The sequence below is a fragment of the Ruegeria lacuscaerulensis genome (genome assembly GCF_013034685.1).
Lineage (GTDB): Bacteria > Pseudomonadota > Alphaproteobacteria > Rhodobacterales > Rhodobacteraceae > Ruegeria > Ruegeria lacuscaerulensis_B.
This window is the reverse complement of sequence record NZ_WQGO01000008.1, coordinates 63,561-78,651: the sequence shown is the minus strand read 5'-3', so window position 1 is coordinate 78,651 and position 15,091 is coordinate 63,561. Positions and strand designations below refer to the sequence as shown.

Below are 15,091 nucleotides of genomic sequence, written 5' to 3'. Positions count from 1 at the left end.
CTGGTCATTTCTGGTCAGAGGTCTGCTCGTTCAGCAGCACCCGCAGCCGGCATGGTGGTGATCATGATCACATGTTGGGGCAGGGGCATAGTCGCCCACCTCGGCCAAAACATTCCCCAATGCCCACAGGATCATGTCAACGTCCACGGCCTCGATTGTCAGAGGCGGTCGGATTTTGAGGATATTGTCTTTGGGCCCTTCGCTGCCGATTAGAATGCGATGATCGCGCATCCGGTTCTTGACGTATTTGCAGATCTCGGTGCCCTCGGAGCCGTCTGGGTTGATCAACTCGACCCCCAGAAACAGGCCCATGCCCCGCACATCGCCGACACAACCAAAATCGGCCTCGATCCTGCGTAACCCGTCCATCAGCCGTCCGCCCATCACGCGGGCATTGTCCTGCAGCCCCTCGTCATCGACGATGTCCAGCACCTCTTTCCCGATCCGGCAAGACAAGGTCGATCCGCCGAAGGTCGAGAAGAACTCGATCCCGTTGTCAAAGCTTTGTGCGATTTCCCTGGTCGTGACCAACACGCCCAAGGGGTGCCCGTTGCCGATCGGTTTGCCCATCACCACGATATCGGGCAGCGCGCCCTGGTGCTCAAAGCCAAAGTAGTACTCACCCAGACGCCCCAGTCCGGTCTGCACCTCATCGGCGATACACACCCCTCCGGCGGCGCGGATTTTTTCGTAGACTGCGGGCAGATATCCTTTGGGAGGGATGATCTGACCCCCGACCGAGGGGAAGGTCTCGGCGATGAAACCGGCGATGCCGTGGCCCTTGTCCTGCAAAGCGGCAATCGCAGGGTCCACAAAATTCGCGAATTTTGTGGCGCGGTCGGGATCGTCGCGCTTGAACGATCCACGATAGTCGTTGGCCACTTCAACCAGTTCGACCCAATCCGCCTGACCCACGCCACCAGGCTTGTTGAACTTATAGGCCGAGATCGCAACCGCCGCATTCGTATTGCCATGATAGCCGTGATCGGGTGTCACGATCCCTTTGGCCCCGGTATGAGCGCGGGCCAAACGCAGCGCCAGTTCGTTCGCCTCAGTACCGGAATTGACGAAGAAACAGACCTCCAGATGATCCGGCAGTTTCGACAGAATCTTATCTGCAAAAGCGGTTTGCGCCGGGTGCAGATAGCGGGTGTTTGAATTCATCCGTTTCAACTGATCCGCCGCAACCGCCTGAATACGGGGATGAGCGTGGCCCACATGAGGGACGTTGTTATAGGCGTCCAGATAAGGGCGACCCCATTCGTCAAACAGATGATGTTTCCACCCCCGCACCAGCATCACCGGATCATCGTAGGTCAGACTGAGATTGCCGCCGAAATGGTCGTGCCGCCCCTGCAGAATCGCGTGTTTGTCGGTCGGCTGATAAAACACCTTGTCATCGGGCAGGTTCAGTAGCGCCGCCGGGTTGGGGCAAACCGCGTGCCACAGTTCCATCTCATCGGGATCACCGACACCGGGCCAGTCGCTTTGCATCCCGTCGGTGGTCATTGCCAGTTGAAAATGCACATGCGGGGCCCAGTCGCCGTTTTGTGTGGCATCCCCCAGCCGCGCGAACGCCGCGCCCTGTGCCACCGGATCACCGGGTTTCAGCCGATCACATACCTCGGGGTCCAGATGACCATACAGCGTATAGAACGCATCCCCTTCGGGCGTTTCATGATGCAGGATCACCACGCCGCCGTAGTCCAGATGGGTATCGCGGTTCTCGACCGCCTCAACCCGCCCGCTGACCGGAGCATGCAACACGGTGCCCGCCGGGGCAAAGACGTCTACCGCCAGATGCACCGTGCGCCGGTCCGAGGCCTTCCACGGCCCCTTGCGGAACCCGGGTTCGGCATAGATCAGGCGCGGCTCGTTATAGTAGCCCAGCCACAGGCCTTCGCCATATTCCTCACCTACGCGCGCGGCCTCGGCCAAGGGCATGTGGAACGGGTTTTGCGGCCAGACGCAGTTTTCAACAGACAGCGACCCCATCGGCACATCACTCAGATCTTGTCCGAACATCGGGGCGAACTGCCCTCGATGTTCGGTTAGGTAAGCGTGGATCCGTTCGGCCCCATCGGTCACAGGCAACCCGCAGGCCACGCGCAACCGCGCCGCCATCAAGCCGCCATTGACCGTATCATTTTCCAGAAACCGCCAGGCAGGGGCCTGGCTAATCGTCACATAGGGATCATCTGGATTCTCAATTGCCATCAAGGTCGAGTTTGCAACCGACACCGCCAATCGCATCCGCAACAGCGGCCAGATCAGATCGACCTCATCTGCCCGCAATCGATTGGCCGCATGATACCCTCGTACCAAAGCGGCCAGCGCTCTCTGAGGCTGTGGGTGGTCTAGAACGATATAGGCACCAGCGATCGCCAGATCACAAATCCGGGGTGCCGCGCACATGTCCCCAAGATCAATTAAGCCCGAGATAGATTGGCGCTGCCCTAATTCTCCCTCAACCAAAATGTTGTAGTCATTGGCATCGTTGTGGATGGCTTGTCTCGGAAGGTCGTTCAAAACCTCCCGGACAGTGTCGAACTCTGCGCAAATGTCGGACAATAACACGCGGCGCGCGGGGTCATTGACCGTATCCAGATGATCCGCAATCCAACTGGCTTGCATCAGGTCCCATTTGAAACCCGCGCGATGCAAACCTGCGTGATCGAACCGTTCAAGTGCTCGGTCGGTTGCTCCCAGAACGCGGCCCAGTTTCAGGATCAACTCCTCGGATTTAGGCGCGGCGTTGGCGTAACACGAACCCGGCAGACATTCGAGCAGCCACACCAGCCGGGGGTTTTCGTCCTGATCCGTAATCTGGGGCAATAACCTCCCATTCAAATCGCCAAACACCTTGGGAAACGGCAGTCCAGGCGCTTCCGAGGCCAGATGCTCCAACGCTTTGATCTGCAAGTCCACCAGCTCGGCCTCGCATCCTGGCCGCATAACCTTCAGAACATAATCCTGCCCATTGGTCGCCCGCGCCAAGAAGTTCAGATCATATTCGCCATCCAGCCGGGTCAGCTTGGCGTCCAATCCCCATTGCGTCCGCAACGCGGCCGCCCAGAACACAGTTATGTTGTCCATTCCAAACCCTGACCCGCGCAAAACGGGATCCTCTTCATCTGGCCAAAAATATCCTCGGGGGGAATCGCGCCCTGGCGCGATGGGGGGGCAGACAGCCCCCCTTTCCCGATCACCCCAAAGCGCGCAACCGCTTGATCAGCGAGGACGTATCCCACCGCCCCCCGCCCAGTTTCTGCACATCCTTGTAGAACTGATCGACCAAGGCTGTCACCGGCAGCGAGGCTCCGGTCTCATCCGCGGTATCAAGGCAAATCCCCAGATCCTTGCGCATCCAGTCGACAGCAAAACCATGGTCGAAATGATCGTCCAGCATCGTCTCATAGCGATTGGCCATCTGCCAGCTGCCGGCCGCCCCCTGGCTGATCACTTCAACAACCGATCGCCCGTCCAACCCGGCCTTTTCCGCGAAATGCAGCGCCTCGCTCAGACCTTGCACCAATCCGGCAATGGCAATCTGGTTGCACATCTTGGTCATCTGACCTGCGCCGCTTTCGCCGATACGGCGACAGATTTTGGAATAGACCTGCATCACCGGTTCTGCCGCATCATAGGCCGCCTGATCTGCGCCGCACATGATCGACAAGACCCCATTCTCAGCCCCCGCCTGCCCGCCTGAGATCGGAGCGTCAACAAACGCAATACCTGCGGCCTTTCCGGCCTCGTAAAGCTCACGCGTGACTTTGGCGGATACGGTTGTGTGATCAACAAATATCGACCCGTCGGACATACCATGAAACGCGCCGTTCGGACCATTGCAGACCATGCGCAGATCGTCGTCATTGCCCACACAAGCCATGACAAAGGCCGCGCCCTCAGCGGCTTCGCGTGGTGTCGCCGCCATCGAGCCACCATGCTGGGCGACCCAAGCCTCAGCTTTGGCTGTGGTGCGATTATAAACGGTGACGTCGTGACCGGCGGCTTGCAAATGGCCGGCCATCGGATAGCCCATTACACCCAAACCCAAAAACGCGACTTTTGCCATGTGGAGATCCTCTCTGCTGTCCGATACCCACTTAGTGCAGCAGATCGGAATGTTTAGCAGAGACAAAGCAAAGCTGCGCGAAAAGGGCAACCCTGCGCTATGGTTCGCCACCCAAATCTTGCAGGATCGGACAATCTGGACGGTCGTCCCCGGCACAGGCCTCTACCAGATGGCCCAGCGTATCCCGCATGGCGTTCAGATCGGCGATCTTGGCCTCGATCTGCGCGAGATGTGCCCGGGCGACCTTTTTGACATCCGCGCTGGCGCGGGTTTCGTCCTCATAAAGTGCCATCAGGGTTCGGCAGTCTTCGATGGTGAACCCTAAGGCGCGAGCGCGGCCCAGAAAGTTCAGCTTGTGCACGTCCTGGCTGCGAAATACCCGATACCCGTTGTCGTCCCGCAGCGGTTTGACTAGCCCGATGTCTTCATAGTACCGGATCGTTTTGGCGGGCAGGCCCGTCTGGGTCGACACGTCTCCGATATTCATGAGGCCACCGCCTGAGTTTGGTGTTTCATGTCCCGTTCGGGCAGGCTGGCCCGCACCCGTCGCAAGCGCAGGGCGTTGGTGACGACAAAGACGCTGGACAAGGCCATCGCTCCTGCTGCCAAAGCCGGGGACAGCAGCGGTCCGCCAAGGGGATACAAAGCGCCCGCCGCCACCGGGATCAAAAGGGTGTTGTACCCGAAGGCCCAACCCAGGTTCTGACGGATGTTGCGCATCGTCCGGCGGCTGATCTCAACGGCATTGGCCACACCGCGCAGATCGCCGGACATCAGCACGACATCGGCGGTTTCAATCGCCACATCCGTGCCGGTTCCAATCGCCACGCCGGTGTCGGCAGCGGCCAGCGCAGGGGCGTCGTTGATGCCATCGCCCACAAAGGCCAGCGCGCCAAATTGGTCGCGTAGAGCATTGATCGCCTGCAACTTGCCATCGGGCAGCACCTCGGCGGTCACGTGGTCGATGCCCAGCTTATCGGCCAGCGCCTGCGCTGTGCGGGCGTTGTCCCCCGTGACCATGGCAAGTGTCAGGCCCATCGCGTGCAGCCTGTCCAGAGCCTCAATCGTGCCGGGTTTGACGGGGTCCGACACCGTCAGCAAAGCCGCAGCCTGACCGTCAATCGCCACAAACAAAGGCGTGGCCCCTGCGGCGGCGCGCTGATCTGCCTCGGGCGTCAGGCCCGACAAATCCACCCCGTTCCGGTACATCAGCCGGGGAGAACCGATCACCACCTCGCGCCCTTCAACCACGGCCCGGACGCCCAGCCCGGTCTGAGATGTGAATTCTGTTGGCTGCGGCAAGTCCGCAGGCCCGGCGCGCGTGATGGCGGTGGCGACGGGGTGCTCGGACCGCGATTCCACCGCAGCGGCCAGGCGCAACACGTCGTCGCGATCGAACCCGTTGACGGTGGTGACACTTTCCAGCTCGGGCCGGCCCATGGTCAGGGTACCGGTCTTGTCCAAGGCCACAACTTTGGCCTGTTGCAACTGTTGCAGCGCATCGCCCTCACGGAACAGAACACCCAACTCAGCCGCGCGCCCGGTGCCGACCATGATCGAAGTTGGCGTCGCCAGACCCATCGCGCAGGGGCAGGCAATGATCAGGACCGAAACCCCCGTGACCAGCGCCATCGGCAGGGCAGGTGCTGGTCCGAAGATCAGCCAGATCGCAATGGTCAACAGTGCAACAGCCAGCACGGCAGGCACAAACCACGCGGTAATTTTGTCGACCAGCCCCTGAACTGGCAGCTTGGCCCCCTGCGCCTGTTCAACCATCCGGATCACCTGCGCCAGAACCGTATCGGCCCCGACCCGCGCCGCACGCACGCGCAGTGCGCCGGTGCCGTTTACCGTGCCGCCCACCACCTGATCGTCGGGGGCTTTACCAACCGGGACGGGCTCGCCGCAGATCATGCTTTCATCGACATAGGACGTGCCGCCCAGCACCACGGCATCTACCGGAACCCGCTCGCCTGGGCGGATTTGCAGGACGTCGCCGACGTTGATCTGGGAAATCGGGCGGTCCACGGTGGTGTTGCCCTGTTCGACGCGCGCGGTTTTTGGCTGCAGGCCTACCAGCTTGCGGATCGCAGCGCCGGTGCGGCCTTTGGCCCGCGCCTCCATCGCGCGGCCCAGAAGGATGAGGACAACGATGACCGAGGCAGCCTCGAAATACACATTCGCGCTGCCTTGCGGTAAGAGGCCCGGCGCGAAAGTGGCGATGACCGAGTACAGATACGCCGCGCCCGTACCCATTGCAACCAGCGCATTCATATCCGGTGCGCGCCGCAGCAGCGACGGAATACCCTTGACGTAAAACACCCGGCCCGGTCCGACCAACAAGGCCGAGGTCAGGGCGAATTGGATCAGGTGGCTGGCCTGCAATCCTATGGTCTGATGTACCCAATGATGAAAGGCGGGGATCATGTGTCCGCCCATTTCAAGGACAAATACGGGCAAGGCCAGCGCTGCCGCGATCAAAGTCGTGCGGGTCAGTGCCGTGGCCTCATGTGCCTTGTCGGCGGAGGTCTCGTCCGTCTGGGCGATATGCGCCGGATACCCTGCATCGCCCGCCAGTTTTGCAAGCGAGGCAGGGTCTGTCGCGCCCTCTACATAGCGGATCGTTGCGCTTTCGGTGGCCAAGTTCACATCCGCTGCGATCACGGCGGGGTCGGCGCGCAACACACGCTCGACCCGGTTCACACAAGAGGCGCAGCTCATCTGGTCGATTTTCATCGTGACATCGGCTGTTGCAGCCGGATACCCCGCAGCCTGCAGCGCTTGCGTTACATCGCTGAGGGGGCCGTCGTACGCGACCTGCGCCGTCCCGGCCGCGAAATTCACCGTTGCCTCGGACACGCCCGCGACGCCTTGCAAGGCCGCTTCCACGCGCCCCACGCAGGATGCGCAGCCCATTCTTGTGATGTTCAATCGGGTTTCATGTGCGGTGGTCATCCGACTCATCCTGATCTGCTGTTGCCCTCTAAGTGGGGGTTCCAGTCACGGGAAGGTCAAGGGTTTATGCCGCATACCCGCCATGCATTGTGGCTCAGCGCTGGGGCAAGGCTTGCAACAACAGCGAGTTATACTGCGCAGGCGGCGCTGCGCGCACCGCTTCGGGCGAGGCAAAAAAGCCCAGCATCAGGACCGATACGCAAGCCAGCAGGCCCAAAAGGCACAGGCCGGTGAGGTTGAGTGTCGTGCGTAGCATTGACAGTTTTTCCATTCCTAAACTCACTGAGACCTTACGGGTCGGTTCAAGATCTTTGTGCCAGCTCTTGCCTTAACTTTTCGTTCTCGACCTGAAGCTGCGCCAGTTGCTGACCAAGCGTGTTCAGATGCGGGCGCAATTCGGCCTCGGTAAAGCGCGGCGTGATGTGTCGGGGGCAGTTCCAGTCCAGCCCCTCCACCCGGATGATCGCGGCGCGTTCGGCTGGTGCTTCGGCCCCATCGGGATAGAGGCTGGCGGCGGCGGCTTCGCCCTCGGTGAACTCTACCCGACCCAGTATTTTCAACCGGCGTTGGTTGGCGTAGTCCATCAGGATCATCGCTACCCGGTCATTCCCGTCCAGATTCCCGCGCGAGATATATTGCTTGTTGCCCGAAAAATCGGCGTAGCCGATAGTCGTGGGCCCCAGCACGCGCAGGAACCCAATCGGCCCGCCGCGATATTGTACATAGGGCCAGCCGGTCTCGGACACTGTAGATTGGTAAAACCCGTCCCGCGCCTCGATAAACGCTTTCTCTGCCGGACCGATCTGGTGCCCTTGCTGCGGCCCGTCTTCGATGAACTTGGCATAGGTCCTTGCTGATCCCATCCGTTCCTGATGGGCCAGAACCGCCGGGGTGAAGGTCAATTCGGAAAAGGCGCGGGGCATGGGCGATCCTTTCTACAGGCCCAGATCAGACAGGCCGGGGTGATCTTCGGGCCGTGGGCCTTGAGGCCAGCGGAACAACCGGTCTTCCTCGGCAATCGGCAGGTCGTTCAGCGACGCATGGCGCTTGGCCATCCGGCCATCTTCGGCAAATTCCCAATTCTCATTGCCATAAGACCGGAACCATTGGCCGCTGTCGTCGTGCCATTCATACGCATAGCGCACAGCAATCCGGTTGCCGGAAAAGGCCCAAAGTTCCTTGATGAGACGGTAGTCCAATTCTTTGTTCCATTTGCGGGTCAGGAAGGAATGGATGTCTTCGTGTCCCGATAGGAATTCAGCGCGGTTTCGCCATTGGCTGTCCTCGGTATAAGCGGGCGTTACCAGATCGGGGTCGCGGCTATTCCAGCCATTTTCAGCCATGCGCACTTTTTGTGTAGCAGTTTCCAGGGTGAAGGGGGGCAGAGGGGGTCGGCTCATGTCTTGATCTTTCAGGTCAGCGCGGCGGCAAGCATCGCAAGTGTCAACAGGAACGGGACGTACTGAGGGGAAAACGGGCTGGTGCGGCGTTTCATTGTCAAGCTCCTAAGTTTACTGATCGGTACATCTTGAAGAGAATGTGTACTGATCGGTAAACTTTTGCAAGTCTCAAAGTGAAAAAACTTTGCGACCGACGCTAAATCGGCTTCTTTTCAGGGCTGTTGACGTTGGATTTCGTGTAACCTTGTCGCGGGACGCGGCTACAATTATGTACTGATCAGTACACTCAGGAGCCGAATCATGCGCCCCAACAAACGCGACGAACTTGTCCGCAATGCGCTGCAGGTCTTTTACAGGGACGGGTTTCACGCCACTGGTATGGACAAGCTGGTGGCGGAAACTGGCGTTTCAAAAACCTCGATGTACAAACACTTCCGGACCAAGGAAGAGTTGATCGTCGCGGCCCTGCAGCTGAGGGACGAGAACTTTCGCACTTGGTTTTATCAGCGGATCGATGCGCTGGGCCAAACGCCGGCGAAAAAGCTGTTGGCCAGTTTCGATGCGTTGGCTGAATGGTTTCAGGAAGACGGATATCGCGGCTGTATGTTCATCAAGGCAGGGGCTGAATATCAGGATAAGGATCACCCGATCCACGTTCAGGCGGCCGAGCACAAGCGCCTGTTGTTGGAGTATTTCACCGACCTGGCCCGCGCCGCCGGGGCGGCTGATCCTGAAAAGCTGGGCTGTCAGATATTGATCTTGAAAGAAGGCGCTATCGTGTCCGCTGTTCTGTTGAAAAGCTGCGATCCGGCACGTGATGCAAAAGACGCGGCGCTGACTCTATTGAAAGGCGCGCTGCCTGGATGGGAAAAAGCCTGAAAGACGTTACGTTGTGGCGTCTTTTGGCGCATTGGATTGCAGCGAGACGAAGAGTACCTTCCGGAGAAATTGAAACGGGAGGACACTTGATGTCTTTGTTTACAAGCTCTGCAAGCTGGGTCACTGAAGAACACCGCATGTTCGCCGAAATGGCGGATCGGTTCATGCAGGACGAACTGGTCCCCAACGAAGAGCGTTGGAATGATCAGGGGATGGTCGACCGCGCATTCTGGCAAAAAGCCGGTGAGATGGGCCTGATGGCTGGCTCGATCGCAGAGGAACATGGCGGCGTTGGCGGGGATCTGGGGTTTGATGCGGTCACTCTCTATGCCCAGTCGTCGCACGGCAATTGCGGCTGGGGCTATCCGATCCAGTCGATCGTGATCCACTATTTGATGGCCTACGGCAGCGAAGAGCAAAAGCAGAAATGGCTGCCGAAACTGGCCTCGGGTGAGATGGTCGGCGCACTGGCCATGACCGAACCCGGCACCGGGTCGGACGTGCAGGCGATCCGCACCACCGCAGATAAGGACGGCAATTCCTACCGCCTGAACGGGTCGAAGATCTTTATTACCAATGGCCAGTCGGCTGACCTGATCCTTGTGGCGGCCAAAACCGACAAGTCGCAAGGCTCTAAGGGTGTGTCGCTGATCGCGGTCGAGACCAAGGGCGCCGACGGTTTCCGCAAGGGGCGCAACCTCAAGAAGCTGGGCATGAAGGCCAACGACACGGCCGAGCTGTATTTTGAGGACGTCAAAGTGCCGATGACCAATCTGATTGGTCCTGAAGAGGGGCAGGGCTTTTATCAGATGATGAAGCAGCTGCCCTGGGAGCGGTTGACGATTGCTCTGATCGCTCTGGGTTCGATTGATTTCGCCATTGCCGAGACGGTGCGCTACACGCAAGAGCGTAAGGCCTTTGGTCAGCGCGTGATGGATTTTCAGAACACGCGCTTCAAGCTGGCGGAGTGCAAGACCAAAGCCGAAGTTCTACGCAGCTTCCTCAACGACTGTCTGGCTCAGTTGCAGGCGGGTACGCTAGATGCGGCCACGGCGTCGATGGCGAAATACTGGGGTAGCGAAATTCAGAATGAAATCATGGGCGAATGCCTCCAGCTGTTTGGCGGTTATGGATTCATGATGGAATACCCAATTGCGCGGCTTTACGCGGATGCGCGGGTACAGACCATCTATGGCGGCACCAATGAGATCATGAAAGAACTCATCGCCCGCTCCCTGGACAAATAAGAACGACAGGGCGCTCCCGCCCGTCGTCGACGTTTCCTGCGAAACATCTCCTCCCGTTGGGCCGGGCAGGCGCGGGCAGAGCCCGCGCCTGCCCGGCCCCCTGCCGTCCGCAGGACGCAAGGCCGAAGGCCGCGCAGTTTGCTACTGTTGTTACGCATGCTGGTTTAAGGTTTGGGTTACCCGACCTGTCCGCGTAGCCATTCAACAAAGGATTTCAACGGCTCGGATTCGGCCCTGGATTGAGGCCAGACCAGATAGAAATCCCCCAGACTGACGCCCGGACCGTGCCAAGCGGGAACAAGACGCCCTGTGCGCAGATCGTCTTCCACAAGGTAACTTGGCAGCAGCGCCACGCCCAACCCGTGAACGGTTGCCTGCCCCATGGTCGAAAACTGGTCGAACAGCATTCCGCCCAGCCCTGACACCTCTTTGCCCTGAAACGCAAACCATCTCTCCCACGCATCCGGGCGAGTTTCGAGATGCAGCAAAGGTGCGCTGAGCAGCCAGTCGATACGATCCGCCCGCTCTGGCAGGATCGACGGGGCGCAGACTGGTACGACATCTTCGCGCATGATGGGCAAGTAATTGACGCCCCTCCAATCCCGTTGTCCAAAATGGATGGCGGCGTCGAAATGCTCGGCCTCGAAATCAAAGGGTCGGAGCCGTGTGTTGAGGTTCACCGTTACCTCGGGATGGCGGCGTGCAAAATCCTGAAGGCGAGGGGCCAGCCAGTGCATGCCGAAGGCGGGCAGGATCGACAGGTTCAGCGACCCGCCCTTCGGGTTTGCTTTCAGCTTGACCGACGCCTGCGCCAGTTGATGCAGCACGGTGCGTGCGACCTGAACATATTCCTTGGCTGCCGGGGTTAGATGCAGGCGCATCTGGCTGCGCTGGATCAGATCGACGCCCAGTTGTTCCTCCATTGTTTTGAGTTGGCGACTGATTGCGCTTTGTGTCAGCGACAGCTCCTCGGCCGCTGCAGAGGCGCTGCCAAGGCGGTCCACGGCCTCGAGCGCCAGCAGGGACGGGATGGAGGGCAGGAAGCGTCGGGGGGCGATCATATGATTATTCCTCATACCTTTCGGATGGATTATCACTGGCATTTCGATTGCACCAGCCTGATAGATTGATGCGTTTTAACGCGGTCTTCGGCGGCGATGATCCGGCAGAGGTCTTGCCCGCCAATCGTGGGCGCGATTATTGCTGTAACAGAAGACCCGGCCGTTCATAGGCCACAACGGGGATCACAGGGCACGGCAGCGCCCATGATCCGACAACAATAGGACGGAGGCGCAGATGGATCGCGCTCAGATCGTGCATGAGAACTTCCTCAAACGCGTCGCCGCGCGCGATTTTCCCGAAGGCAACGCGCCCCGGTCCGGTCTGAGCGACGCCGATGCCGTATCACTGTTCCGCTCGCAAGTGCTGAGCCGCGCGTTGGATCGCACCAGCCGCGCCATGCAGAAGGCGGGGCAGGGGTTCTACACGATCGGCTCATCCGGGCATGAGGGGATGGCGGCCGTGGCCCATGCGCTGCGCCCAACGGATATTGCGTTTCTGCACTATCGCGACGCCGCCTTTCAAATCGCCCGCGCTGAGCAGGTGCCGGGTCAGCAGATCGCCTGGGACATGCTGCTGAGTTTTGCCTGTTCTTCCGAAGACCCCACCTCGGGCGGACGGCACAAGGTGCTGGGGTCCAAAGCGCTGACCATCCCACCGCAGACCTCGACCATTGCCAGCCATCTGCCCAAGGCGGTCGGCGCGGCTTATTCTCTGGGCGCGGCGCGGCGTCACGCACCTGAGCATCGCGAACTGCCCGAGGACGGGATCGCCATGTGCTCGTTCGGCGACGCCTCGGCCAATCACTCTACCGCGCAGGGGGCGATCAACACGGCGGGCTGGACCAGCGTGCAATCGACGCCGCTGCCCTTGTTGTTTGTGTGTGAGGACAATGGAATCGGCATCTCGGTCAAAACGCCAAAGGGCTGGATACAGGCGTCGATGGAGCATCGCCCCGGTATTCGATATTTTCAGGCCAACGGGCTGGATATCTACGAGACCTATGCCGTCGCGCAAGAGGCCGCCGACTATGTGCGCACCCGCCGCAAACCCGCATTCCTGCACCTGAAGACCGTGCGTCTCTACGGCCACGCAGGGGCTGACGTACCCACCACCTACATGCCTAAATCCGAGGTCGAAGCGGATGAGGCCAATGACCCTTTGCTGCATTCTGTGCGCCTGTTGGATCAGGCCGGGGCACTGTCGCCGGATCAGGTGCTGGAGATATATCAGGATACTTGCGCCCGCACCGATCGCATCGCTGCCGAGGCCGCTACGCGCCCGCATCTGGGCGGCGCCGCCGAGGTGATGGCCAGCCTGATCCCGCCCAAGCGCGTTTGCAAACCCACCAATGGCCCTAGTGCCGAGGCGCGCGCAAAGGCGTTTGGTGGCGATATGCGGGCGATGAAAGACCCTCAGCCCATGAGCCGCCTGATCAACTGGGCGCTGACCGATCTGATGCTGGAACATGGCGAAATCGTCTGCATGGGCGAGGATGTGGGCCGTAAAGGGGGCGTCTATGGCGTCACGCAAAAGCTGCAACAAAGGTTCGGGCCGGACCGGGTGATCGACACGCTGCTGGATGAGCAGTCGATTTTTGGGTTGGCAATCGGCATGGGGCACAACGGATTTGTGCCGATCCCTGAGATCCAGTTTCTCGCCTATCTGCACAATGCCGAGGATCAGATCAGGGGCGAGGCCGCAACGCTGCCGTTTTTCTCGAACGGTCAGTTTACCAACCCTATGGTCGTGCGGATTGCTGGCTTGGGCTATCAGAAGGGGTTCGGCGGGCATTTCCACAATGACAACTCGCTGGCCGTGCTGCGCGATATTCCAGGGGTGATCATCGCCTGCCCTTCGACTGGGGAAGATGCCGCGCAGATGCTGCGCGAATGCGTGCGGTTGGCGCGCGAAGAACAGCGGGTGGTGGTGTTTTTGGAACCCATTGCGCTCTATCCGATGCGTGACCTGCATGGGGCGCAGGATGGCGGATGGATGACCCCCTATCCCGCGCCGGATCGGCGGATAGCGCTGGGTGAGGTGGGCGTGCATGGCGACGGCACCGATCTGGCCATCGTGACCTATGGCAACGGGCATTACCTGTCGAAACAGGCGCTGCCCGAGTTGGAAGCGGCGGGGCTGAAGGTGCGGATTGTGGATATGCGCTGGTTGGCCCCGATGCCGATGGATGCACTGCGCGCGGCCACCAAAACATGCGCGCATGTTTTGGTCGTCGACGAATGCCGCCGCACCGGCAGTCAGTCCGAGGCGCTGATGACTTTCTTCGTCGAAGAAAGTCCCGCCACTCCAATCGCCCGAGTTGTGGCCGAGGACAGCTTTATCGCCACCGGTCCCGCCTATGCCGCGCCCTTGCCGTCGAAAGACGGGATCGTCGCCGCCGCACTGAATTTGACCGGAGGTCGCGCATGACTCGAACTGCTGTCGTTATCTGTCCCGGTCGGGGGACATACAACAAACCCGAATTGGGCTATCTGCATCGCCATCATGCTGACCGGATGCAGTTGTTCGCCCAATTTGATGCAATCCGCGAGGAAGCCAGTCAAGAGGCGGTCACGGCCTTGGATGGTGTAGGTCGGTATACGGTCCGCACGTATTCCCGTGGCGATATCGCGTCGCCTTTGATTTACGCAGCCTCGCTGGCCGATGCGCAGGCGTTGGCGGATGATATCGAGGTCGTTGCCGTCACCGGAAACTCGATGGGGTGGTATATCGCTTTGGCGGCGGGCGGCGCGGTCACGCCAGAAAACGGATTCCGCGTGGTGAACACCATGGGCACGCTGATGCAGGACCACCTGATCGGTGGGCAGCTTGTGTATCCGTTCGCCCGAGAGGATTGGTTGAACGACGCCGCGCGCAAGGCTGAACTGTTGGCCGATGTCGTGCGGATTGACGCTCTGGACGGGCACGAGCTGGCACTGTCGATTGATCTGGGCGGTATGCTGGTTCTGGCGGGCAATGAGGCCGGTCTAAGCGCGTTTGAACGCGCGCAACCAACTGTGCAGGATCGCTTTCCCATGCGCTTGGCAAACCACGCCGCGTTTCACACTGCGCTACAAGCGCCGGTTGCCGCCGAAGGGCGGGCGCGTTTGTCTGCGGACATGTTTGACCAGCCTGAACGCCCTCTGATCGATGGGCGTGGAAAAATCTGGTGGCCAGGGGCGACGGACACCCAAGCGCTGTGGGACTACACGCTGGGACATCAAGTCACCGAGACCTTTGATTTCACCCGCGCCATCCAGACAGCCGCGCGCGAGTTTGCGCCTGATCTGTTCATTGTTACCGGACCGGGGACAACCCTGGGTGGGGCGGTGGCGCAGTCGCTGGTTCTGGCTGATTGGCGCGGGATAGGGGATAAATCCGCGTTTCAGGCCCAGCAGGACGCACAGCCCTTTCTGATCGCCATGGGGCGAGAAGATCAGCGCGCGCTTGCAACCGGCTGACACAGCCCTGAT

General features: G+C 60.2%; 12 protein-coding genes. 4 read left to right on the top strand and 8 right to left on the bottom strand.

Features of this window, described 5'->3' with window-relative positions:
• Positions 1–30: 30 nt before the first annotated feature.
• The 7 genes from GOV80_RS18495 to GOV80_RS18465 all read right to left on the bottom strand — a co-directional run bounded on the left by GOV80_RS18495 (position 31) and on the right by GOV80_RS18465 (position 8,433).
• A complete protein-coding gene (locus GOV80_RS18495) occupies positions 31–3,096 on the bottom strand; it encodes an aminotransferase class III-fold pyridoxal phosphate-dependent enzyme (protein WP_170786923.1) in 3,066 nt (1,021 codons plus the stop codon).
• A 109-nt stretch (positions 3,097–3,205) separates the two neighbouring features.
• The gene (locus GOV80_RS18490) at positions 3,206–4,234 is read right to left on the bottom strand and encodes an NAD(P)-dependent oxidoreductase (RefSeq protein WP_419555661.1); all 1,029 of its coding nucleotides are present in this window, start codon (positions 4,232–4,234) and stop codon (positions 3,206–3,208) included.
• Positions 4,176–4,565 (bottom strand): Cu(I)-responsive transcriptional regulator, encoded by a 390-nt coding sequence (gene cueR, locus GOV80_RS18485; RefSeq protein ID WP_170786919.1) that lies wholly within the window; start codon positions 4,563–4,565, stop codon positions 4,176–4,178. The genes GOV80_RS18490 and cueR overlap by 59 nt, the downstream gene beginning before the upstream one ends.
• Complete coding sequence (locus tag GOV80_RS18480; RefSeq protein ID WP_170786917.1) at positions 4,562–7,033, bottom strand: heavy metal translocating P-type ATPase; 2,472 nt, start codon at positions 7,031–7,033, stop codon at positions 4,562–4,564. The genes cueR and GOV80_RS18480 overlap by 4 nt, the downstream gene beginning before the upstream one ends.
• A gap of 94 nt (positions 7,034–7,127) precedes the next feature.
• Entirely contained in the window at positions 7,128–7,304 is a 177-nt protein-coding gene (locus tag GOV80_RS18475; RefSeq protein WP_170773835.1) for a hypothetical protein, read from the bottom strand.
• 31 nt (positions 7,305–7,335) lie between these two features.
• On the bottom strand, positions 7,336–7,956 hold the full coding sequence (locus tag GOV80_RS18470; protein ID WP_170786915.1) for a pyridoxamine 5'-phosphate oxidase family protein: 621 nt from the start codon (positions 7,954–7,956) through the stop codon (positions 7,336–7,338).
• 12 nt (positions 7,957–7,968) lie between these two features.
• Positions 7,969–8,433, bottom strand: coding sequence for a nuclear transport factor 2 family protein (locus GOV80_RS18465; protein WP_170786913.1), 465 nt, complete (start codon positions 8,431–8,433; stop codon positions 7,969–7,971).
• Positions 8,434–8,733: 300 nt separating this feature from the next.
• Here GOV80_RS18465 and GOV80_RS18460 point away from each other — a divergent pair, with 300 nt between their 5' ends.
• Together GOV80_RS18460 and GOV80_RS18455 are read left to right on the top strand one after the other, a co-directional pair.
• Positions 8,734–9,312 carry a TetR/AcrR family transcriptional regulator gene (locus tag GOV80_RS18460; RefSeq protein ID WP_170786911.1) on the top strand — a complete coding sequence of 193 codons (579 nt, stop codon included), beginning with the start codon at positions 8,734–8,736 and terminating at the stop codon, positions 9,310–9,312.
• Positions 9,313–9,401: 89 nt separating this feature from the next.
• Complete coding sequence (locus GOV80_RS18455) at positions 9,402–10,559, top strand: acyl-CoA dehydrogenase family protein (RefSeq protein WP_170786909.1); 1,158 nt, start codon at positions 9,402–9,404, stop codon at positions 10,557–10,559.
• A gap of 176 nt (positions 10,560–10,735) precedes the next feature.
• On the opposite strand, the gene GOV80_RS18450 is transcribed toward GOV80_RS18455, so the two are convergent.
• Entirely contained in the window at positions 10,736–11,620 is an 885-nt protein-coding gene (locus GOV80_RS18450) for a LysR family transcriptional regulator (protein WP_170786907.1), read from the bottom strand.
• Between the two features lie 235 nt (positions 11,621–11,855).
• Here GOV80_RS18450 and GOV80_RS18445 point away from each other — a divergent pair, with 235 nt between their 5' ends.
• Positions 11,856–14,048, top strand: a complete 2,193-nt coding sequence (locus tag GOV80_RS18445) for a dehydrogenase E1 component subunit alpha/beta (protein WP_170786905.1) — start codon at positions 11,856–11,858, stop codon at positions 14,046–14,048.
• Positions 14,045–15,079, top strand: a complete 1,035-nt coding sequence (locus GOV80_RS18440) for an ACP S-malonyltransferase (RefSeq protein WP_170786903.1) — start codon at positions 14,045–14,047, stop codon at positions 15,077–15,079. The genes GOV80_RS18445 and GOV80_RS18440 overlap by 4 nt, the downstream gene beginning before the upstream one ends.
• Positions 15,080–15,091 lie beyond the last annotated feature (12 nt).

Coding starts and splice junctions, on each gene's coding strand:
- GOV80_RS18475 (WP_170773835.1), bottom strand. CDS start 7,304: ATGGAAAAACTGTCAATGCTACGCACGACACTCAACCTCACCGGCCTG.
- GOV80_RS18480 (WP_170786917.1), bottom strand. CDS start 7,033: ATGACCACCGCACATGAAACCCGATTGAACATCACAAGAATGGGCTGC.
- GOV80_RS18460 (WP_170786911.1), top strand. CDS start 8,734: ATGCGCCCCAACAAACGCGACGAACTTGTCCGCAATGCGCTGCAGGTC.
- GOV80_RS18440 (WP_170786903.1), top strand. CDS start 14,045: ATGACTCGAACTGCTGTCGTTATCTGTCCCGGTCGGGGGACATACAAC.
- GOV80_RS18445 (WP_170786905.1), top strand. CDS start 11,856: ATGGATCGCGCTCAGATCGTGCATGAGAACTTCCTCAAACGCGTCGCC.
- GOV80_RS18455 (WP_170786909.1), top strand. CDS start 9,402: ATGTCTTTGTTTACAAGCTCTGCAAGCTGGGTCACTGAAGAACACCGC.
- GOV80_RS18450 (WP_170786907.1), bottom strand. CDS start 11,620: ATGATCGCCCCCCGACGCTTCCTGCCCTCCATCCCGTCCCTGCTGGCG.
- GOV80_RS18470 (WP_170786915.1), bottom strand. CDS start 7,956: ATGCCCCGCGCCTTTTCCGAATTGACCTTCACCCCGGCGGTTCTGGCC.
- GOV80_RS18465 (WP_170786913.1), bottom strand. CDS start 8,433: ATGAGCCGACCCCCTCTGCCCCCCTTCACCCTGGAAACTGCTACACAA.
- GOV80_RS18495 (WP_170786923.1), bottom strand. CDS start 3,096: ATGGACAACATAACTGTGTTCTGGGCGGCCGCGTTGCGGACGCAATGG.
- cueR (WP_170786919.1), bottom strand. CDS start 4,565: ATGAATATCGGAGACGTGTCGACCCAGACGGGCCTGCCCGCCAAAACG.